The following is an 18,802-nucleotide window of genomic DNA, read 5'->3' as shown; positions in this document are numbered from 1 at the left end:
CCCCTCAGTCCTGCTTCTCGCCGCTGGTGAAGCGGGAGATGACCAGCGCGACGATGATGATCACGCCGTTGAGGAACTGGGTCCACAGCGGGGGCACACCGGCCAGCGTCATGACGTTGATGACGAGCTGAAGGGTCAGGACACCGGTGAGCGCGCCGAAGAGGGTGCCCCGGCCGCCCTTGAGGCTGATGCCGCCGATCACCGCGGCGGCGAACACCTGGAAGATCCAGCCGTTGCCCTGGCTCGCGGAGACCGCTCCGTAGTGCCCGGTGTAGAGGATGCCCGCGAAGGCGGCGAGCACCCCGGCGACGGCCAGCACGATCCAGGTGATCCGGTCCACCCGCACGCCTGCCGCGCGGGCCGCCTCCGGGTTGCCGCCGATCGCGTACAGCGCCCGGCCGTGCCGGAGGTAGCCCAGGGCCGCGCCGCCGAGCGCGAAGAGGGCCAGGCAGATCCAGACGGCGGCCGGCACGCCCAGCCAGTCGGCCTTGCCCAGGTAGGCGAAGGACTCCGGGACGTCGCCGATGGACCGGCCCTCGGAGATGCCCACCTGCAGGCCGCGCAGCATGGTGAGCATGCCGAGGGTGGCGATGAATCCGTTGACCCGGAGGGTGAGGACGAGGAAGCCGTTGGCGGCGCCGACCGCCGCGCCCACGGCCAGGCACAGCGGGATCGCCGTCCAGGCGGGCAGCAGCTCCAGGCCGGCGAACCGGGCGCCGTGCGCGGGCATCACCAGCCACAGCGCGATCACCGGCGCCAGGCCGATGGTGGACTCCAGCGACAGGTCCATCCGCCCGCTGATCAGGACGAGCGCCTCGCCGAGCACCAGCAGGCCCAGCTCCGTGGACTGCTGGACGACGCCGACGAGGTTGTCCGAGGTCAGGAACGCCGGCGAGACGACGAAGCCGATGACGCCCAGCACGAGGATCACCGGTACCAGGGAGAGGTCCCGCCAGCGGGCCGGATCGATCCGTGGCCGGCGGCGCACCGGCGGGGTGTCCGCCACGGCGCCGGCCGGGGGCGGGGCGGTCTCGGTCATGGTGCGGTCCCTTCCGTGTCCTGGGTGCTCTCCTGGGCGCCGTCCCCGGTGGTCCGCCGGCCGTCTTCGCCGCCCACTCCCTCCATGGCGGCGACCAGTTCACGGTCGTGCCAGCCGCGGCCGAACTCGGCGGTCACCCGGCCGTGGAAGACGGCCAGCACCCGGTCGCAGACCCGCAGATCGTCCAGCTCGTCGGAGACCAGCACGGCGCCGCTGCCGCCGTCCGCGACCTGGCGTACGACGCCCAGCAGCGCGTCCTTGGACCTGACGTCCACTCCGTTGGTGGGCCGGACGGCGACCAGCACCGCCGGGTCGCGGGCCAGCGCACGGGCGATCACGACCTTCTGCTGATTGCCGCCGGAGAGCCCGGACACCACCTGGCCGGGTCCGGTCGCCTTGATGTCCAGCGAGGCGATCATCCGGCGGGCGAACTCGCGGGTCCTGGAGGGCAGTACGGTCCCCATCGGCCCCAGCTGGTCGGCGACGGTCAGGGTGGCGTTCTCGGCGATGCTGCGCCCTGGGACGAGCCCCTCGCGGTGCCGGTCCTCGGGGACGTAGCCGATGCCCGCGTCGAGGGCGTGCGGCACGCTGCCGGTACGGACCGGGCGGCCGCGCACCGCGATCCGGCCCGCGTCCGGGGCGCGCAGCCCGGCCAGGGTCTCGCCGATCGCGGTGTTCCCGCTGGCCGCGGCGCCCGCGAGCCCGACCACCTCACCGGCCCGTACGGTCAGGTCCAGCGGCGCGAAGTGTCCGTCCAGCGCGAGTCCTTCGGTGCGCAGCACCGGCTCCCCGGCACGGCGCCCGGTCGTCCGCGGCCGGTGCCTCGCACCCGCGGCCTCCCCCGTCATCGCGGCCACCAGTTCGTCCTTCGCCAGGTGCCGGACGGGCGCGGTCAGCACATGCCGGGCGTCGCGGAGGACGGTGACCGTGTCGCACAGCTCGTAGACCTCCTGAAGATGGTGCGAGATGAACACGAAGGCCACCCCCTGGGCGCGCAGGGAGCGCAGCTTGCCGAAGAGGCGGTCGATGCCGCCGGCGTCGAGGCGGGCGGTGGGTTCGTCGAGGACGATCAGCCGGGCGCCGAAGGACAGCGCGCGGGCGATCTCCACGAACTGCCGTTGCTCGACGCCGAGTTCGCGGATCCGGGCGGCCGGGTCGGCCTCGACGCCGTATTCGGCGAGCAGCCGGCCGGCCCGCTCGCGCAGCGCCCGCCAGCGGATGACCCGCCCGCCCTGGTAGCGGCCCAGGTAGAGGTTCTCCGCGACGGTCAGGTCCGGCACGGTCATCGACTTCTGGTAGACGCAGGCGACCTTGCGCTGCCAGGCGGCGGTGTCGCCCCAGCCGGGCGCCGGCTCCCCGCCGAAGGTGACGTGGCCGGCGTCCGGGCGCTGCATGCCGGTCAGCACGGACACCAGGGTGGACTTGCCGGCGCCGTTGCGGCCGACGAGGGCGTGCGCCTCTCCGGGCCGTACGGTCAGGTGGGCGCCGTCGAGGGCGAGGGTGGGACCGTAGCGCTTGACGACTCCCTCGGCGTGCACGGCGGCCGGCCGGTCGTGGGTAGCGGCGGCCACTACTCGTTCTTCTCCAGCTGATTGGCCCACAGCTTCTTGTCGTCGACGTTGTCCTTGGTGACCAGGGGTGCCGGCAGCTGGTCCTCAAGGCCGTTGTCGATCTTCACGATGGTGGAGCCGTGGCCGGTCGGTCCGGGCGTGAAGGTCTTTGCGCGCAGGGCGGCCCTGGCGTAGTACAGCGCGTACTTGGCGTAGAGGTCGGCGGGCTGGGAGAGGGTGGCGTCGATCGTGCCGGCGCGGATCGCGTCCAGCTCCTCCGGTATGCCGTCGTTGGAGACGATGGTGATGTGCCCGTCGGTGCCGGCCGGCTTCAGGAGCTGCTTCTGCTCCAGGAGGGCGAGGGTCGGTCGCAGGAAGGCGCCGCCGGCCTGCAGGTAGATGCCGTCGATGTCGGGGTGCTGGGCGAGCAGGCTCTGCAGCTTGGCGGAGGCGACCTCGCCCTTCCAGTCGGTGGCCAGCTCATGCACGGCGATCTTCGGGAACCTCCGCTTCATGCAGGACGCGAAGGCCGCGGAGCGGTCCCGCCCGTTGACGGAGCTGAGATCGCCCTGGAGTTCGGCGACCCGGCCCCGGCCGCCGAGCCGCCTGCCGAGGTACTGGCAGGACTTCTCCCCGTAGGCGCGGTTGTCGGCGCGGACGACCATGTAGACCCTGCCCTCGTCGGGTCGGGTGTCCACGCTCACCACGGGGATCTTCTTCTCCTCCAGGCGCCGCAGTTCGGCGGCGATGGCGCCGGTGTCCTGCGGGGCCATCACGATCGCCCTGGCGCCCTGGTCGGTCAGCGCCTGGACGTTGGAGACGACCTTGGCGATGTCGTTCTGCGAGTTCGACAGCGGCAGCGCGGCCGGGCCGCCGTGCTCCAGGTCCCTTTCGAGGTACTGCTGGTAGGAGTTCCAGAAGTCGGTGTCCGTACGGGGCATGTCGATGCCGATCCGGCCGCCCGCGGTGTCGCCGCGGTTGCAGCCGGCGAGTGCGGCGGTGGCGAGCAGCGCGGCACAGGCCGCCGCGCCGGTCGTACGCAGTCTCATGGTGGTCCCTCGGTCGTGGTGTGCGCCCCCGCCCCGGGGTGCGGGTCGGGGGGCCGGTGTCAGGTGACGGGCCGCAGCCGCAGCCCCTGCATCCCCCCGTCCACGGCGAGGGCGGTCCCGGTGATGCCGGAGGCGGCCGGGGAGGCCAGGGAGGCGATGGCGGCGGCGACTTCGCCGGCGGTGACCATGCGGCCCATGGGCTGGCGGGCGTCGAGGGCGGCGCGTTCGGCGGCCGGGTCGGCGGCCTGGTCCAGCAGCCGGCCGACCCACGGGGTGTCGGCGGTGCCCGGATTGACGCAGTTGACGCGGATGCCCTCGCGGACGTGGTCGGCGGCCATCGCGAGGGTCAGCGACAGCACCGCGCCCTTGCTGGCGCTGTACAGGGCGCGCTGGGGCAGGCCCGCGGTGGCGGCGATGGAGCAGGTGTGGGTGATGGAGGCCCGGCCGGGGGCCGCGGCGGCACTGCGGCGCAGATACGGCAGCGCGGCCCGCGCGGTGCGCACCAGGCCCAGCACGTTCACGTCCAGCACCCGGCTCCACTGGTCGTCGTCGTTGTCCTCGACGGTGCCGACGGCGCCGATGCCCGCGTTGCCGACCAGGGTGTCCAGGGCGCCCAGCCGCCCCACGGCCTCCTCGACGGCGGCCCGTACGGCGGCGTCGGAGGTGACGTCGGCCGTGACGGGGACCGTCCCGGCGGGCGCCCCGGCCGGGTCCAGGTCCAGCACCGCGACCCTGGCGCCGCGCGCCAGCAGCAGGGCGGCGGTCGCCGCCCCGATGCCGGAGCCGCCGCCGGTGACGAGGGCGGACATGCCCTCGAAGTCGGCCGGCGCGGAGCCGGTGCGCGCCGCGGCGCCGGCGCCGGCTCGGAGTTCGCTGCGCTCGCTCATACGGAGACCTCCTGCTCGCCGTGGTGCGGATGCGGCCCGTGCCGGTCGCGGCCTCGCCGGCGGGCGCGCCATACGGGCCCGTCGGGGAAGCGGTGGGCGGCGATCGAGCCGGGCTTCATCCGGGCCGAGAAGCCGGGCGCGGTCGGGGCGCGGTAGCGGCCGCGGTCGAGGACGACCGGGTCGGTGAAGTGGTCGTGCAGATGGTCGACGTACTCGATGACCCGGTCCTCCCAACTCCCCGAGACCGCCACGTAGTCGAACATCGCCAGATGCTGCACCAGCTCGCACAGGCCCACCCCGCCCGCGTGCGGGCAGACCGGCACGCCGTACTTCGCGGCCAGCAGCAGGATCGCGAGGTTCTCGTTGACCCCGGCCACCCGCGCCGCGTCGATCTGGACGAAGTCCACGGCACCGGCCTGCAGCAGCTGCTTGAAGACCACCCGGTTGGCGACGTGTTCACCGGTGGCGACCTTCACGGGCTGACCGGAGCGCACCGCGGCGTGCCCCAGCACGTCGTCCGGGCTGGTCGGCTCCTCGATCCAGTGCGGGGTGTACGGCGCGAGGGCGGTCATCCAGCGGACCGCCTCGGCCACGTCCCAGCGCTGGTTGGCGTCGACCGCGATCCGTACGCCGGGGCCGACGGCGTCCCTGGCCAGCCGCATCCGCCGCCTGTCGTCGTCGAGGTCGGCGCCGACCTTCAGCTTGATCTGGCCGAAGCCGTCGGCCACCGCCTCCTTGGCGAGCCGTACCAGCTTGGTGTCGTCGTAGCCGAGCCAGCCGGGCGAGGTGGTGTACGCGGGGTAGCCCTCGGCTTTGAGGCGGGCGGCGCGCTCGGCGCGGCCGGGTTCGGCGGCGCGCAGGATGGCCAGCGCCTCGTCGGGCGTCAGCGCGTCGGAGAGGTAGCGGAAGTCGACGAGCGCGACCAGCTCTTCGGGGGTCAGTCCGGCGAGGTACTCCCACACCGGCAGGCCCGCCCGGCAGGCGGCCAGGTCCCAGGCGGCGTTGACCACGGCGCCGGCCGCCATCTGCATCACGCCCTTGTCGGGGCCGAGCCAGCGCAGCTGCGAGTCGTGGGTGAGGTCGTGGTGCAGGGCGGTGAGGCCGGCGGCGGTGGCGGGTGCGGGGCGGCCGACGACGTACGGCGTCAGCGACCGGATCGCGGCGGCCATGACATCGTTGCCACGCCCGATGGTGAAGCAGAGGCCGTGCCCGGGTGGCCCGCTGTCGGTGTGCAGGACCACGTAGGCGGCGGAGTAGTCGGGGTCCGGGTTCATGGCGTCCGAGCCGTCGAGCTGCTCCGAGGTGGGAAAGCGGACGTCATGGACCTCCAGCTCGGTGACGGTGTCGGTCACGGCCATGCGCATGCCCCCTGAGATGTTGCGGAAGAACATCGGGCCTTTCTCGGTCATCCGATGTATAGACCCGCCCGCGAGACCGCGTCCAGACCCCGTACGGAAGTTGAGCGAACGACGCTGGTGACAGGTCGGATGAATCAGCACCCGTTCTTGCAGAGGGGCTGCGGAGGGGCACCACACACGCCGTAGTCTTGGTGACGCACGCAATGGAACTGCTGCCGGCGGCCGCCCCCACACGGCCCAACCGGTCGGAAGGAGGCGCTGGGTGATCGAGCTCGAGGGGGTGCCCGAGCTGATCGACCCGGTCATGGTGGCCGCGTTCGAAGGCTGGAACGACGCCGGCGACGCCGCCTCCGCCGCGGTCGCACATCTGGACCGGGAGTGGAAGGGGGAGGTCTTCGCCGCACTGGACGCCGAGGACTACTACGACTTCCAGGTGAACCGTCCCACCGTCTTCCTGGACGGCGGGGTACGCAAGATCACCTGGCCGACGACCCGGCTCTCCGTCGTCCGCGTCGGCGATGCGAACGGCAAGGGGCGGGCGCGCGACCTGGTCCTGGTCCGCGGGATCGAGCCCAGCATGCGCTGGCGCTCGTTCTGCAACGAGATCCTCGGTTTCGCCCATGAGTTGGGCGTGGAGATGCTGGTGGTGCTGGGCTCACTGCTCGGCGACACCCCGCACACCCGCCCGGTGCCGGTCAGCGGGGTCACCTCCGACGCGGACCTCGCGCGCCGGCTGGACCTGGAGGAGTCGCGCTACGAAGGCCCGACGGGCATCGTCGGCATCCTCCAGGAGGCGTGCACCCACGCGGGCGTTCCCGCGGTGAGCCTGTGGGCCGCGGTGCCGCACTACGTCTCCCAGCCGCCCAACCCCAAGGCCAGCCTCGCCCTGCTCAACCGCCTGGAGGATCTGCTGGACATCAGCATCCCGCTCGGCGAGCTGAGCGAGGACGCGCGCGCCTGGCAGTTGGGCGTGGACCAACTGGCCGCCGAGGACAGCGAGGTCGCCGAGTACGTCCAGTCGCTGGAGGAGGCCCGGGACACGGCGGATCTGCCGGAGGCGTCCGGCGAGGCCATCGCCCGCGAGTTCGAGCGCTATCTGCGCCGCCGCGACCCGCAGGCCGGCCCCGGCGTGGCGTCCGAGGGCGGGCTCGGCGACAGCCGCGACAGCTCCTACCTCCGCGACACCACCAGCGGACGCACCCGGCCGCCGCGGCCGGTGTCCAAGGAACCGCGGGAGCCGACGGACACGGGCGGCGACAAGGGGTCCCCGGGCACGCCGGGCCCCACCACCGACGCGGACTCCGCCGACGGCGGGAAGCCGGAGGACGGCCCGGAGGACGGCGGACGCTGACGCCGCGGCCCGGGCCCCGGCGTCCCGCGCCGTGCGGCCACGGGAAAGGGGCGCTTTCGCCGGCCGGCGAAAGCGCCCCTGAGGACGGAGGTCAGCGAGTGGCCGTCACAGTGCCACGCCCAGGAGCGCGTCGACCGCACGCGAGACGAGGCCGGGTGCGCCCTCGTCGGTGCCGCCGTCGGCGTGCTGGGCGGCGGCCCAGCGGTCCACGGCGGCGAGGGCGGCCGGGGAGTCCAGGTCGTCGGCGAGCGCCGTGCGGATCTCCTCCAGGAGGGCGTCGGCGGACGGGCCGTCAGGGCGGGAGACCGCGGCGCGCCAGCGCGCCAGCCGGTCCGCCGCCTCCTCCAGCACGGCGTCGGTCCACTCCCAGTCGGCGCGGTAGTGGTGGGCGAGCAGCGCCAGGCGGATCGCGGCCGGGTCGGTGCCGTCGCGCCGCACCTTGGAGACGAAGACCAGGTTGCCCTTGGACTTGGACATCTTCTCGCCGTTCAGGGCCACCATCCCGGCGTGCACATACGCCTTGGCGAACGGGTGCTCGCCGGTGAGCGCCTGGGCGTGCGAGGCGCCCATCTCGTGGTGCGGGAAGGCGAGGTCGGACCCGCCGCCCTGCACGTCGAAGCCCATGCCGAGGTGGTCCAGGGCGATGGCGACGCACTCGATGTGCCAGCCGGGCCGGCCGCGGCCCAGCGAGCCGCCGTCCCAGCTCGGCTCGCCGTCGCGGGCGGCCATCCACAGCATCGGGTCGAGCGGGTTCTTCTTGCCCTCCCGCTCCGGGTCGCCGCCGCGCTCGGCGGACAGCAGCCGCATCGCCTCGGCGTCCAGGCCGGAGACCTCGCCGAAGTGCGGGTCGGAGGCGACGGAGAAGTAGATGTCGCCGTCCAGCTCGTAGGCGGCGCCGGCGTCGCGCAGCCGCTCCACCAGCGGGACGATGCCGGGTATCGCCTCGACGGCACCTATGTAGTGGCGCGGCGGCAGCATCCTCAGGGCCGTCATGTCCTCGCGGAACAGGGCGGTCTCGCGCTCGGCGAGCGCGGTCCAGTCGTCGCCGGTCTTCTCGGCCCGCTCCAGCAGCGGGTCGTCGACGTCGGTGACGTTCTGCACGTAGTGCACTTGGCGCTTCGTGTCGAGCCACACGCGCTGAACCAGGTCGAACGCGTTGTAGGTCGCCGCGTGCCCCATGTGGGTGGCGTCGTACGGCGTGATGCCGCAGACATAGATGCGGGCGACGGGACCGGGGTCGAGGGTCACCCGGCCGCCGGTCGCGGAGTCGTGGATCCTCAGGTCGCGGCCCTGACCAGGCAGGGCGGGGACCTCAGAAGCGGGCCATGCATGCATGCCTTGAGCGTAACCGGACGGATGTTCCGCATACGAACCGGACCGGGGTCTTGGCCGGAAAGGCGCTCTTGCTTTTGACGGCGCGGCATGCAAGGCGCGCGCCTCGGCCGATCAGACCGGCGGCCAGGGGATCGCGGGCCACTCGCCGCTCGGCTCGGGGTGCCGGCCGCTGCTCAGCAGCCCGGCCACCCGCGCCCGCAGCGCCTCGATCTCGGCATCCGTGATCAGTTCGGCCAGTCGGGCGGCGAGCGGCGCCGCCTCCTCCAGGGCCTTGTGAAGCCCCCGGAGGACCTCCAGGGCCTCGTCGGTCAGCGGCTCCCCCGCCCACCCCCACAGCAGCGTGCGCAGCTTGTCCTCGGCGTTGAACGTCACACCGTGGTCGATGGCGAAGAACCGTCCGTCGGCGCCGGGCAGCAGATGGCCGCCCTTGCGGTCACCGTTGTTGATCACCGCGTCGAGCACCGCGAGCCGCCGCAGCCGCGGATGGTCGGCGTGCACCAGCAGTGCGGTGCGGCCCTCGCCGAGCTGGGCGAAGCCGACGGCCTTCCAGCCGGGGCCCGGCTCCTCGCCCTCCACCAGCGCCAGCAGCTCGGGCACCTCGTCGCTGCTCTCCGGCGGATCGATCCACTCCTGGACCATGCCGGTGCCGTACGGGCCGTCGCGCAGCACGGTCGGCGGGATCAGGTCCCAGCCGCAGGCACGGGAGACCTCGTAGGCCGCGACCTCGCGCTGGGCGAGGGTGCCGTCGGGGAAGTCCCACAGCGGCCGCTCGCCGGCGACCGGCTTGTAGACGCAGGCGGCGCTGCGGCCGTCGTGCGCGACCGTGCAGTAGAGCACGGCGTTGGACGCCTCCTGGATACGGCCGCGCACGGTCAGCTCCCCTTCGAGGAGCAGCGCCCGCGCCGCCGTCGCCGCGTCCGTCGGACCCGCGGGGCCCGGCGGCGGGCCGGCCCCTTCCGCGGTGGGGGCCACGCCGCTCAGGCGTCCCGTCGGTATCCGTTCTGGCGCGGACATACGTGTCCCTCCGGGTCGAGCGGCAGGCTGCACAGCGGGCAGGGCGGGCGGCCGGCGTTGACGACTTCCAGCGCCCGCTTGGCGAACGCCCTGGCCATCGTTCCGGTGAGGCGCACCCGCAGCATCGGCGGGCCGTTCTCGTCGTCCTGGAGCAGTCGCTCCTCGGCGTCGGCGAGGTCCTCCTCGCTGTCGGCGTCCAGCTCGACCAGGGCCTGCGCCTCGACGATCATCCGCTCGTCCTCGCCGTCCCAGGCCAGCGCCATCGTCCCGACCCGGAACTCCTCCTCGACGGGCGTCTCCAGCGGGGCGGTGTCGGCCAGCTCGGTGGGCGAGACGGCGGGGACCGGGGCGTTGCCGCCGCTGCGCCGCACGACCTCGTCCAGCAGCTCGTCGATCCGCTCGGCGAGCGCTGCGACCTGCGTCTTCTCCAGGGCGACGCTGGTGGTGCGACCGGCCGCGGTGGCCTGGAGGTAGAAGCTACGGCGGCCAGGCAGCCCGACCGTGCCGGCCACGAAGCGGTCCGGCGAGTCGTAGAAGAACACCTGACGGGACAACGTCCTGCTCCGATTGCTCGACTGCGGGGTCACTGCGGTCGCTGCACGTCCTGCGGACCGCAGGGGCGTGGCGGGCAGCGCCGTCGCACCACCCTACTGCGCCGACTGATCACACTGCGCCCGCACCACCGCCGACGGCCCCGTCCCGGTCGGCCGCGGCGGCGCCGTCCTCCCGAGGGGCGAGCCATCCGAAGTCGCCGGTGTCCCCGAGGCGCACCAGGTAGGGGCGCAGCCGGGTGTAGCGGATCACGGTGACCGAGCAGGGCTCGACCGAGACCCGCTGGAAGAAGTCGAGGTGCAGGCCCAGCGCGTCGGCGACCAGGGCCTTGATGATGTCGCCGTGCGAGCACATGGCGTAGGTCGCCTCGGGGCCGTGGGCCTCCTCGATGCGGGCGTTCCAGTCGCGCACCGCGTCCACGGCGCGGGCCTGCATGGCGCGCATCGACTCGCCGCCGGGGAAGGCGGCCGCGGAGGGGTGCTGCTGGACGACCTCCATCAGCGGGTCGTCACCGAGCTCGGCGAGTTTGCGGCCCGACCAGTGGCCGTAGTCGCATTCGCTGATCCGGTCCTCGATGTGCAGTGTGAGCCAGGGCCGGGCGTCCAGCAGCGGCGCCACGGTCTCCCGGCAGCGCTGCAGCGGGCTGGAGACGACGGCGGTCAGCGGCACCTGTGCCAGGCGGGCGGGCAGCGCGGCGGACTGTGCGGCGCCGTGCTCGTCGAGGGCGACACCGGGCGAGCGTCCGGCGAGCACTCCGGCGGTGTTGGCGGTGGAGCGGCCGTGCCGCACCAGGATCAGCGTGGGCATGACCGCCAGCCTACGTTCCGGCAGCGCCTTTCTGGCAGGCGGCCGCGGTACGCGCGAGAATGCCAGGTGTGATCGTGGACTGCGCCATCTACCGGGAGGGCCGCCGCACCGACTGCGCGGCCGACTTCTCCGGTGCCCTGGCGTCGGCGCGGGCCGAGGGCCGCTCCTTCCTGTGGCTGGGGATGTACGAGCCCACGGAGGAGGAGTTCGCCCTCGTCAGCTCCGAGTTCGCGCTGCACCCGCTGGCGGTCGAGGACGCACTGCACGCGCATCAGCGGCCGAAGCTGGAGGTCTACGACGACTCGCTGTTCGTGGTGCTCAAGCCCATCACCTACGACGTCGAGGCCGACACGGTGACCTCTTCGGAGCTGATGGTCTTCGTGGGCGACTCGTTCGTCGTCACCGTCCGGCACGGCCGGGCCAGCCCCCTGGCGGCGGTGCGGCGCAGGCTGGAGGACCACCCGGAGATCCTGCGGCACGGCCCGGGGGCGGTGCTGTACGCGGTCAGCGACGCGGTGGTCGACCACTACATCGAGGTCGCCGGCGAACTGCAGGTGGACATGGAGGAGTTGGAGGCGGAGGTGTTCGCTCCGGTGCGCGGCCGGGACACCCGCAACACCGCCGCCCAGATCTACTCCTTCAAGCGCGAGGTGCTCGAATTCCGGCGGGCGACCGGCCCGTTGGCGGAACCGATGGCCCGCCTGCAGAACCCCGGGGTGCCGTTCGTGCACGACCACGCCCGGCCGTTCTTCCGCGACGTCGACGACCACCTCACCCGCGCCAACGAGTCGGTGGAGGCCCTGGACCGGCTGCTCTCGGACATCCTCGCCGCCCATCTGGCGCAGATGGGCGTGCGGCAGAACGACGACATGCGCAAGATCTCGGCCTGGGCGGCGCTGGCGGCCGTGCCCACCCTGATCGCCGGGATCTACGGCATGAACTTCAACGACATGCCGGAGCTGCGCTGGCATCTGGGCTATCCGGCGATCCTCGCGCTGATGGTCCTCATCGAGGTGTCGCTCTACCGGCTGTTCAAGCGCCGCGGCTGGCTGTGAGGCCCGCCCACCGTCCCGGTGGGCCGTGTCTAGGCGAACTCCGGTGCGGAGCCGGCTGGTCCGCCCAGCGCGTTGCGCCGCTCGGGCATCCGCAGGGTGACCATCCGCCGCCAGCCGCCCAGCCGCTCATAGCCGTACACCGCCTGGATGCCGGCCGCGAGCGCGGCGGACTTCGTCCTCGGCCAGCCCAGGAGGCGGCCCATGTGGTCCATCACGGCCAGGCTGACGTCCCGGTAGACCAAGATCTCGGCACGGGCGCATTCGTGCAGGGTCCGCTGGATGGTCCGGCCGTGCCCGGCGTGCGCCAGCCGGAGCAGCTCCTCGTGGCAGTAGGCGAGGTGGTTGTCCTCGTCGTGGGAGATCATCCGGATCGCCCTGCCCACCTCGGGGTGGTCGCCGAAGTACTTGGTGAGCATCTCCATCTGGTCGGCGGCGCGCTGCTCGGTGACCCGGCTGTGGGAGAGGTAGGTGATGACGTCGAACTCGCCGAGCGGCTCGTCGCGGCGCAGCTTGTCGTGCGCCAGGCCGATGCCCCGCCGCTCCAGCAGCATCGTGTAGTCGGTCTCCTCGGGGACCTCGGTGGGGGCCAGGCCGCGCTTGTGCAGCAGGGCCAGGAAGATCCGGCCGTGCTTGTCCTCGTCGGCGCCGTGCCGGGTGACCTTGGGTGCCAGGTCGCGCATCGACGCGGGCAGCAACGCGGCGATCCGGCCGTTCTCCCAGCCGCCCTGTGCCTCACCGCTCGCCGCTATGGAACAGAACAGCCGGTAGGTGTCGTCGTTGTCGACGATCTCCTGGAATAGGCTTCGGGCCGAGAACATCAGCGCCACCTCCGCATGGACACACCCATAAAGAAACAGTCAAGTCGGGTGTTCCGGGCGCGGCAACCCGAACGGTCGTCCATTGGACCGTTCGGATGACGCCCGCCCGGCGGCGGGGGCGTAACCCGCGTGCCGGTCGCCGCGTTGTGCAGCACGACGGCCGTGGCGGGGAAGATCCCCCGAGCCCCCACCACGGCCGCAGGGTTCGCGGGCCCGGCGCTCCTGGCGCCGGGCCCGCCGCGTGCCGGGCCCCCTATGCCAGGCCGGCGCGCTCCAGGGCCTCGGTACCGGCCCGCAGCGAGGCCAGCCGGTCCTCCAGGCTGAAGCCGGCCGGGGCCAGCGTCAGGGTGGTCACGCCGGCCGCCGCGTAGGCCTGCATGCGGTCGGCGATCCGCTCGACGGAGCCGAGCAGCGTGGTCTGGTCGATCAGCCGCTCCGGGATCGCGGCGGCGGCGCCGTCCTTGTCGCCGGACAGGTACTTGTCCTGGATCTCGGCGGCTTCCTTCTCGTAGCCCATGCGCTGGGCGAGCTTGTTGTAGAAGTTCTGCCGGCGGCTGCCCATGCCGCCGACGTACAGGGCGGTGTACGGGCGGAACATGTCGGCCAGCGCGCCGACGTCGCCGTCCGCGCCCACGGCCAGCGGGAGCGTCGGGCAGACGTCGAAGCCCTCCAGCGTCTTGCCCGCCTTCTCGCGGCCGGCCCGGAGGGGGGCGATCGCGGTCTCCTCCAGGTGCTCGGCGGACGGGAAGATCAGCAGCGCGCCGTCGGCGATCTCACCGGTCTGCTCCAGGTTCTTCGGGCCGATCGCGGCGATGTAGAGCGGGATGTGCTCGCGCTGCGGGTGCACCGTGAGCTTGAGCGGCTTGCCGGGGCCGCCGGGCAGCGGCAGCGTCCAGTGCTCGCCCTCGTAGGAGAGCCGCTCGCGCGACATGGCCTTGCGGACGATGTCCACGTACTCGCGGGTGCGCGCCAGCGGCTTGTCGAACTTCACGCCGTACCAGCCCTCGGAGACCTGCGGGCCCGAGACACCGAGGCCGAGCCGGAAGCGGCCGCCGGACAGCGAGTCCAGGGTGGCGGCCGTCATGGCGGTCATCGCGGGCGTGCGCGCCGGGATCTGGAAGATCGCCGAGCCGATGTCGATCCGCTCGGTCTGGGCGGCGACCCAGGAGAGCACGGTGGGCGCGTCGGAGCCGTAGGCCTCGGCGGCCCAGCAGACGGAGTAGCCGAGGCGGTCGGCCTCCTGCGCCACCGCGAGATTGTCGGAGTCCATCCCGGCGCCCCAGTAGCCGAGGTTGATGCCAAGCCTCATGCCGCTCCCCTTACCGATCAGTAACGTCGCTGTTGCGGGGACTGTAGCGCGCACCCCCGCCGGGCGTCATCGGCAGGTTGTCCACAGGTCCCCTGATCCTGAGCCGTGGCCAGTAATCTCAGGCCCATGGAGCAAAGGCACCTCGGCCGAACGGGCCTTCGCGTGTCGCGACTCGGGCTCGGCACCCTGAATTGGGCCCGCGACACGGACGAGCAGGAAGCCGCCGAGCAGCTCAAGGCGTTCTGGGAGGCCGGCGGCACCCTCGTGGACACCGCCGACATCTACGCCGACGGAGGCGCCGAACACCTCCTGGGCCGGCTGACGGAGGGGCTCGTTCCGCGTGCGGACCTGGTGATCGCCACCAAGGCGGGCAGCGTCCTTGAGGCCCACCGCCGGGTCGACGGCTCCCGGCGCCACCTCCTCGCCGCCCTCGACGCCTCTCTGGAGCGGCTGGGCACCGACTACGTCGACCTGTGGCAGCTGCACGCGTTCGACCCGCACACGCCCTTGGAGGAGACCCTCCAGGCCCTCGACCTCGCCGTCTCCAGCGGCCGGGCGCGCTATGTGGGGCTGTCGAACTTCTCCGGCTGGCAGCTCGCCAAGGCCGCCACCTGGCAGCTCGCGGCGCCCGGCATACGCAACAGGCTGGCGAGCACGCAGATGGAGTACTCCCTCCTGCAGCGCGGCATCGAGCGCGAGGTGCTGCCGGCGGCGCTGGACCTGGGCATCGGCGTACTGCCGTCCTCGCCGCTCGGCAGGGGCGTGCTGACCGCCAAGTACCGCCACGCCACCCCGGCCGACTCGCGCGGCGCCTCGGAGCATCTGGCGGCGTTCGTCGCGCCCTATCTGGACGAGACGGCCGGCCGGGTCGTCGACGCGGTGACGACCGCCGCCGACGGACTGGCCGTCACCCCCCTCCAGGTCGCGCTCTCCTGGGTCCGCGACCGCCCCGCAGTGACCGCGCCGATCCTGGGCGCCCGCACAGCGCAGCAGCTCAGAGCGGCATTGTCAGTGGAGACCCTTAGTCTTCCTGACGAGATCCGCCGGGCGCTGGACGATGTGTCGGCTCCGGTGCACCACTACCCCGACCACGACTGGAGCACGCTGTGAGTACCGACCGCCTCGCCGGCGAAACCCCGCCCGAGCAGGAGGGCGCGGCCGGGACCGCGGACGCCCGCAAGGCCGACGACGCGGCGGCGCCGGGCGATGCGGCGCGGCAGGCCCCGGCGGCCGGGGCGGGCAAGGCGACCGCGGCGGCACTGGCGGCGGCGGTACGGGCCGTGGAGAGCGGCGAGCGCTCGGCCGCCTCGTTCTTCAACTCCCCGCGCCCCGCGCCGGCCAAGCCCCCCGCGGCTCCGGCCCCGAGCACTCCGGCCGGCGGCGGACCGGCCCCGCAGACCGGCCCGGCGGGCCCGGCCCCGGAGGTGGCGCGCCAGCGCACCGCACAGGACACCGCGGCCCCGGCCCGGCCTCCCCTCGGGGACGCCGGCGCGCCCGGCCCCTACGGCCCGGCGACACCCGCCGCTCCCGCGTCCGCGCCCCGTCCCACCGTTCCCGCCGCCCCCGGCCTGGCCGGCGTACGGCAGGTCCTCGCGGCGGGCGGCGCCCCGGAGACGCTGGCGGAGAAGGCCACCGAAGTGCTCGGCGAGCGGGCCGCCGAGGCGCTGAGCGAGGATCCCTGGCAGCTGCTCGGCGTGCCCGGGGTGCGCCCCGAGCAGGCCGACGGCTTCGCGCGGGCGCTGCTCGGCGGCGCCGCCGGGCCCGGCGACGAGCGGCGCGCACAGGCGCTGGTCGGCTGGCTGCTGGAGCAGGCCGCCCTCGCGGGGCACTCCGCCCTGGAGGCGTCCGCACTGCGGGCGGCGCTCGCCCAGCGCTCGGTGCCCGACCCCGACGACGCCCTGCAGACCGCCATCGCGGAGGGCGCGGTGCTGGTCTTCCAGGACGCCGTCGAGGAGCCGGGCCGGGCGCGGCCCGCGACCGGCGACGACGAGGAGGCCGAGCAGCCGGTCCGGATCCTGCTGGGCCTGGACCGCTTCGCCATGGCCGAGGAGAGCGTCGCCGACGGCCTGGCGCGGCTGCTCAACACCTTCGAACCGGCCCCCGAGCCGCGGCAGGACCCGGCGGCCGGACCGGAGGCGGACGGCGCCGGGCCCACCGACGGCGAGGCGGACGCCGAGGCCGGCGACCTGGGCACGGACGAGGAGGCGGGCAGCGCCGCCGAGGAGCCGGTGACCGGCGAAGAGGAGGCGGCGCCGGTCCGCCCCTCCCCCGCGGCCTGGGAGGCCGCGGCGGCCGCCGCCCCCTCGCCGTCGGCCGCGGAGCTGATCCGCGCCGCCGCGCACAGCGGCCTGGTGGCACACACCGGCGCGGAGGCCGCCCGCGCCGAGCCCGCCGCGCTGATCGCCGCGGCCCGCTCACTGGGCCTGCGGGCCTTCGGCGCCGCCCACACCGAGGACGGCCGCCGGCGGCTGTCCGCCCACCTCGCCGAGAGCGCGCCGGAAGCCACCGGCTCCGCGGACCCGGACACCGCGGCGGTGACCGTATCCGGCCTGCTGTCCGGACAGCAGGGCCCGGGCCGGGACGCGGACGGCGCCCTCGCGCTCGACCTGCTGGTCGTGCTGGACGCCCCGCAGCTGGATCTGGAGACCGCGGCGCTGCTGGTCGAGTCGCTGACCGACGGCACCCGGCTGGTCCTCAGCGGCGACCCCGGCGTCCTGTGGTCCGCCGGCCCCGGACGTCTCTTCGCCGACCTCCTCGCGGCCCGCTTCTGTCCCCAGGTCGCCTCCCGTACACCGGACTTCGGCCCGATCGGCGAGCTGGTCTCGGGCATCGGCATCGGCGAACTGAGCCAGGTCGAGGCGCCCGGCAAGGAGGTGGTGATCGTCCCGGTGCGGGACGCCGGCGAGGCGGTGCACCGCACCGTCCAGCTGGTCGCCGACTCCGTCCCCAGAGCGCTCGGTGTCCCCGCGGAGCAGACCCAGGTCATCACGGTCGGCCACGGCGGAGCGGCCGGCACCCGCGCGCTGAACACCGCCCTCAAGGAACGGCTCAATCCCGGCCCCGGCCGGTTCGGCGGCTTCGACCCCGGCGACCGCGTGGCCTACGCCCCGGCACCCGGCCGTACGGTTCCCGGCACGGTCACCGGCGCGGACGCCGCCGGCCTGCATCTGGACTGCGCCGGCCACGCGGTCGTCGTACCGCGCGAGCAGGTCGGCGCGGGAGCCGTACGGCACGGCTGGGCGCTCACCGCCCATCAGGCGGCCGGGGCGCGCTGGCCGGCCGCGGTCGTCGTGCTGCCCGGTGACGCGGCCGCCGGCCTGACCCGGGCCTGGGCCTACACCGCCTTCAGCCGCGGCGAGCGGCATCTGTCGGTCGTGCAGGGCGCCGACCAGGCCCTGCCGCGCGCGGTCGCCGAGGTCCCCGTCAAGGAGCGCACCACCCGGCTGCGCGCGCTGCTCCAGCTGCAGAGCGTGCAGTCCGCCGAGGACGCGCCGGCGGCCGGCTGAACTCCGGCAGCGGCACACCCCCGCACACACCGCCGCCCCGGACCGTTCGGAGGCCTCACCGATGGTCCGGGGCGGCGGCGTACACGGATCAGGGAGCCGCGCGGGCGGGGCCGGGTGCGGCCCCGGCGTCCCTCACCGTTCGTGTTCCAGCGGCTCCAGCAGGTCGTCGTCGGCCAGTTCCTCGTCGAAGACGGCGCTGACGTCGAAGCGGCACACCACCCGCTGGGGATCGGCCTGGTCGAACGGCGCGGACAGCCACTCCCCCGGCTCGGCCGGATCGTCGGCGGCCGCCACCCACAGCGTGGAGTCGCCCTCCTCCAGGCCGAACTCCTTGTGCCGGGAGGCGATCTCGTCCGGTTCGAACTCCCCGAACAGCACGCCGAGCGCCGCGTGCACGCTGCTGCCGACGACCGCGGCGGCATCGGCGCCCTTGGCCCCGGCGTCGTCGGCGGCGTCCGGATCGAGATCGGCGACGCGCTGTGCCTGGTGCAGCAGCCGCTGCGGTGCGGCGACCGTGTAGTCGCGCCGGATCAGCACGCTCAGCGCGCTCGGCTCCTCCGGGCCCGCGTAGGCGGGCAGCGCGTCGTTCCCGGGGATCTCGAAGGGCGTGACCTCGTCGTAGGTGTCGTACAGCAGCTCGTCGTAGACCTCAGCCGCCGCGGCGAGCTCGTCGAACGCGGCGTAGACAGCCGGATCGTCCTGCCCCGAGCGGCGTTCCACCGCGTCGAGGTGACGGTCCAGCGCGGCTTTTACCGCCTCGGCGGCGGCACGTACCTCGGCAGCGGAAGGCTGCGCAGCATCAGACATAGTGCAGACGCTATCCGTACCGGGGCCGGTCCCGCACAATAGATGCGATGCCGGAATACGAATTCTGCGATGTGTATGTGCCCCGGGGAGTCTCCCGGAAGGCCACCACACGCCTGCTGACCGACCATGCCGAGTACGGACACTGGGAGTTGGACCGACTGCGCCTGAATCCGGACGGCAGCCGCAAGGTGCGGCTGCGCCGCCGGATCATCCGCCAGCTCCGCGCCACGTGGTGATCGCCACCGATCTGTGACGACGGCAGAGCGGGGCCCCTTCCCCCCGAGCCCCCCCCATGTGCACCCCTGTACCCTCCCCCACCCGTCCCCAGCAGAACATCCCCCCCCCTCCCCCCCTCCATCCCCTCC

The 18,802-nt window shown here is 73.7% G+C and carries 17 protein-coding genes; 5 read left to right on the top strand and 12 right to left on the bottom strand.

Going from position 1 to position 18,802, the window contains the following annotated elements; translation table 11 throughout:
* Positions 1–4 precede the first annotated feature (4 nt).
* The 5 genes from AC0680_RS23915 to AC0680_RS23895 form a co-directional block, all read right to left on the bottom strand.
* Positions 5–1,039 carry an ABC transporter permease gene (locus AC0680_RS23915; RefSeq protein ID WP_478632132.1) on the bottom strand — a complete coding sequence of 345 codons (1,035 nt, stop codon included), beginning with the start codon at positions 1,037–1,039 and terminating at the stop codon, positions 5–7.
* A complete protein-coding gene (locus AC0680_RS23910; protein WP_478632129.1) occupies positions 1,036–2,610 on the bottom strand; it encodes a sugar ABC transporter ATP-binding protein in 1,575 nt (524 codons plus the stop codon). The genes AC0680_RS23915 and AC0680_RS23910 overlap by 4 nt, the downstream gene beginning before the upstream one ends.
* Positions 2,610–3,638 carry a sugar ABC transporter substrate-binding protein gene (locus AC0680_RS23905; protein ID WP_478632127.1) on the bottom strand — a complete coding sequence of 343 codons (1,029 nt, stop codon included), beginning with the start codon at positions 3,636–3,638 and terminating at the stop codon, positions 2,610–2,612. The genes AC0680_RS23910 and AC0680_RS23905 overlap by 1 nt, the downstream gene beginning before the upstream one ends.
* A 59-nt stretch (positions 3,639–3,697) precedes the next feature.
* Entirely contained in the window at positions 3,698–4,447 is a 750-nt protein-coding gene (locus AC0680_RS23900) for an SDR family NAD(P)-dependent oxidoreductase (RefSeq protein WP_478632323.1), read from the bottom strand.
* Between the two features lie 74 nt (positions 4,448–4,521).
* Positions 4,522–5,877, bottom strand: coding sequence for an enolase C-terminal domain-like protein (locus tag AC0680_RS23895; RefSeq protein ID WP_478632321.1), 1,356 nt, complete (start codon positions 5,875–5,877; stop codon positions 4,522–4,524).
* A 268-nt stretch (positions 5,878–6,145) separates the two neighbouring features.
* On the opposite strand from AC0680_RS23895, the gene AC0680_RS23890 reads away from it, so the two are divergent.
* Positions 6,146–7,234 carry a PAC2 family protein gene (locus AC0680_RS23890; RefSeq protein ID WP_478632126.1) on the top strand — a complete coding sequence of 363 codons (1,089 nt, stop codon included), beginning with the start codon at positions 6,146–6,148 and terminating at the stop codon, positions 7,232–7,234.
* 105 nt (positions 7,235–7,339) lie between these two features.
* Here AC0680_RS23890 and mshC read toward each other — a convergent pair whose 3' ends face one another.
* From mshC to AC0680_RS23870, 4 genes are all read right to left on the bottom strand, one after another.
* Complete coding sequence (gene mshC, locus AC0680_RS23885; RefSeq protein WP_478632123.1) at positions 7,340–8,569, bottom strand: cysteine--1-D-myo-inosityl 2-amino-2-deoxy-alpha-D-glucopyranoside ligase; 1,230 nt, start codon at positions 8,567–8,569, stop codon at positions 7,340–7,342.
* Between the two features lie 111 nt (positions 8,570–8,680).
* The gene (locus AC0680_RS23880; RefSeq protein WP_478632121.1) at positions 8,681–9,583 is read right to left on the bottom strand and encodes an SCO1664 family protein; all 903 of its coding nucleotides are present in this window, start codon (positions 9,581–9,583) and stop codon (positions 8,681–8,683) included.
* Entirely contained in the window at positions 9,547–10,137 is a 591-nt protein-coding gene (locus AC0680_RS23875) for a DUF3090 domain-containing protein (protein ID WP_384438939.1), read from the bottom strand. The genes AC0680_RS23880 and AC0680_RS23875 overlap by 37 nt, the downstream gene beginning before the upstream one ends.
* A gap of 109 nt (positions 10,138–10,246) precedes the next feature.
* On the bottom strand, positions 10,247–10,942 hold the full coding sequence (locus AC0680_RS23870) for a histidine phosphatase family protein (RefSeq protein WP_478632118.1): 696 nt from the start codon (positions 10,940–10,942) through the stop codon (positions 10,247–10,249).
* 59 nt (positions 10,943–11,001) lie between these two features.
* Here AC0680_RS23870 and corA point away from each other — a divergent pair, with 59 nt between their 5' ends.
* Complete coding sequence (gene corA / locus AC0680_RS23865) at positions 11,002–11,997, top strand: magnesium/cobalt transporter CorA (RefSeq protein WP_478632116.1); 996 nt, start codon at positions 11,002–11,004, stop codon at positions 11,995–11,997.
* Between the two features lie 29 nt (positions 11,998–12,026).
* On the opposite strand, the gene AC0680_RS23860 is transcribed toward corA, so the two are convergent.
* Positions 12,027–12,815, bottom strand: coding sequence for a ferritin-like domain-containing protein (locus AC0680_RS23860; protein ID WP_478632114.1), 789 nt, complete (start codon positions 12,813–12,815; stop codon positions 12,027–12,029).
* Between the two features lie 253 nt (positions 12,816–13,068).
* Positions 13,069–14,124: an LLM class F420-dependent oxidoreductase gene (locus AC0680_RS23855; protein ID WP_478632112.1), complete on the bottom strand. Its 1,056-nt coding sequence runs from the start codon at positions 14,122–14,124 to the stop codon at positions 13,069–13,071.
* A gap of 126 nt (positions 14,125–14,250) precedes the next feature.
* Here AC0680_RS23855 and AC0680_RS23850 point away from each other — a divergent pair, with 126 nt between their 5' ends.
* Together AC0680_RS23850 and AC0680_RS23845 are read left to right on the top strand one after the other, a co-directional pair.
* Positions 14,251–15,234: an aldo/keto reductase gene (locus AC0680_RS23850; protein WP_478632109.1), complete on the top strand. Its 984-nt coding sequence runs from the start codon at positions 14,251–14,253 to the stop codon at positions 15,232–15,234.
* Positions 15,231–17,630 (top strand): helix-hairpin-helix domain-containing protein, encoded by a 2,400-nt coding sequence (locus AC0680_RS23845; protein WP_478632107.1) that lies wholly within the window; start codon positions 15,231–15,233, stop codon positions 17,628–17,630. Before AC0680_RS23850 ends, AC0680_RS23845 begins: the two co-directional genes overlap by 4 nt.
* A gap of 132 nt (positions 17,631–17,762) precedes the next feature.
* Here AC0680_RS23845 and AC0680_RS23840 read toward each other — a convergent pair whose 3' ends face one another.
* On the bottom strand, positions 17,763–18,437 hold the full coding sequence (locus tag AC0680_RS23840) for a hypothetical protein (RefSeq protein ID WP_478632104.1): 675 nt from the start codon (positions 18,435–18,437) through the stop codon (positions 17,763–17,765).
* Between the two features lie 47 nt (positions 18,438–18,484).
* On the opposite strand from AC0680_RS23840, the gene AC0680_RS23835 reads away from it, so the two are divergent.
* On the top strand, positions 18,485–18,673 hold the full coding sequence (locus AC0680_RS23835) for a DUF5703 family protein (RefSeq protein WP_030416245.1): 189 nt from the start codon (positions 18,485–18,487) through the stop codon (positions 18,671–18,673).
* Positions 18,674–18,802 lie beyond the last annotated feature (129 nt).

The sequence above is a fragment of the Streptomyces sp. NPDC043738 genome (genome assembly GCF_056436545.1).
This window is presented reverse-complemented; position numbering and strand designations above follow the sequence as displayed.

Coding starts and splice junctions, on each gene's coding strand:
- AC0680_RS23915 (WP_478632132.1), bottom strand. CDS start 1,039: ATGACCGAGACCGCCCCGCCCCCGGCCGGCGCCGTGGCGGACACCCCG.
- AC0680_RS23905 (WP_478632127.1), bottom strand. CDS start 3,638: ATGAGACTGCGTACGACCGGCGCGGCGGCCTGTGCCGCGCTGCTCGCC.
- AC0680_RS23900 (WP_478632323.1), bottom strand. CDS start 4,447: ATGTCCGCCCTCGTCACCGGCGGCGGCTCCGGCATCGGGGCGGCGACC.
- mshC (WP_478632123.1), bottom strand. CDS start 8,569: ATGCATGCATGGCCCGCTTCTGAGGTCCCCGCCCTGCCTGGTCAGGGC.
- AC0680_RS23880 (WP_478632121.1), bottom strand. CDS start 9,583: ATGTCCGCGCCAGAACGGATACCGACGGGACGCCTGAGCGGCGTGGCC.
- AC0680_RS23870 (WP_478632118.1), bottom strand. CDS start 10,942: ATGCCCACGCTGATCCTGGTGCGGCACGGCCGCTCCACCGCCAACACC.
- corA (WP_478632116.1), top strand. CDS start 11,002: ATGCCAGGTGTGATCGTGGACTGCGCCATCTACCGGGAGGGCCGCCGC.
- AC0680_RS23860 (WP_478632114.1), bottom strand. CDS start 12,815: ATGTTCTCGGCCCGAAGCCTATTCCAGGAGATCGTCGACAACGACGAC.
- AC0680_RS23855 (WP_478632112.1), bottom strand. CDS start 14,124: ATGAGGCTTGGCATCAACCTCGGCTACTGGGGCGCCGGGATGGACTCC.
- AC0680_RS23850 (WP_478632109.1), top strand. CDS start 14,251: ATGGAGCAAAGGCACCTCGGCCGAACGGGCCTTCGCGTGTCGCGACTC.
- AC0680_RS23840 (WP_478632104.1), bottom strand. CDS start 18,437: ATGTCTGATGCTGCGCAGCCTTCCGCTGCCGAGGTACGTGCCGCCGCC.
- AC0680_RS23835 (WP_030416245.1), top strand. CDS start 18,485: ATGCCGGAATACGAATTCTGCGATGTGTATGTGCCCCGGGGAGTCTCC.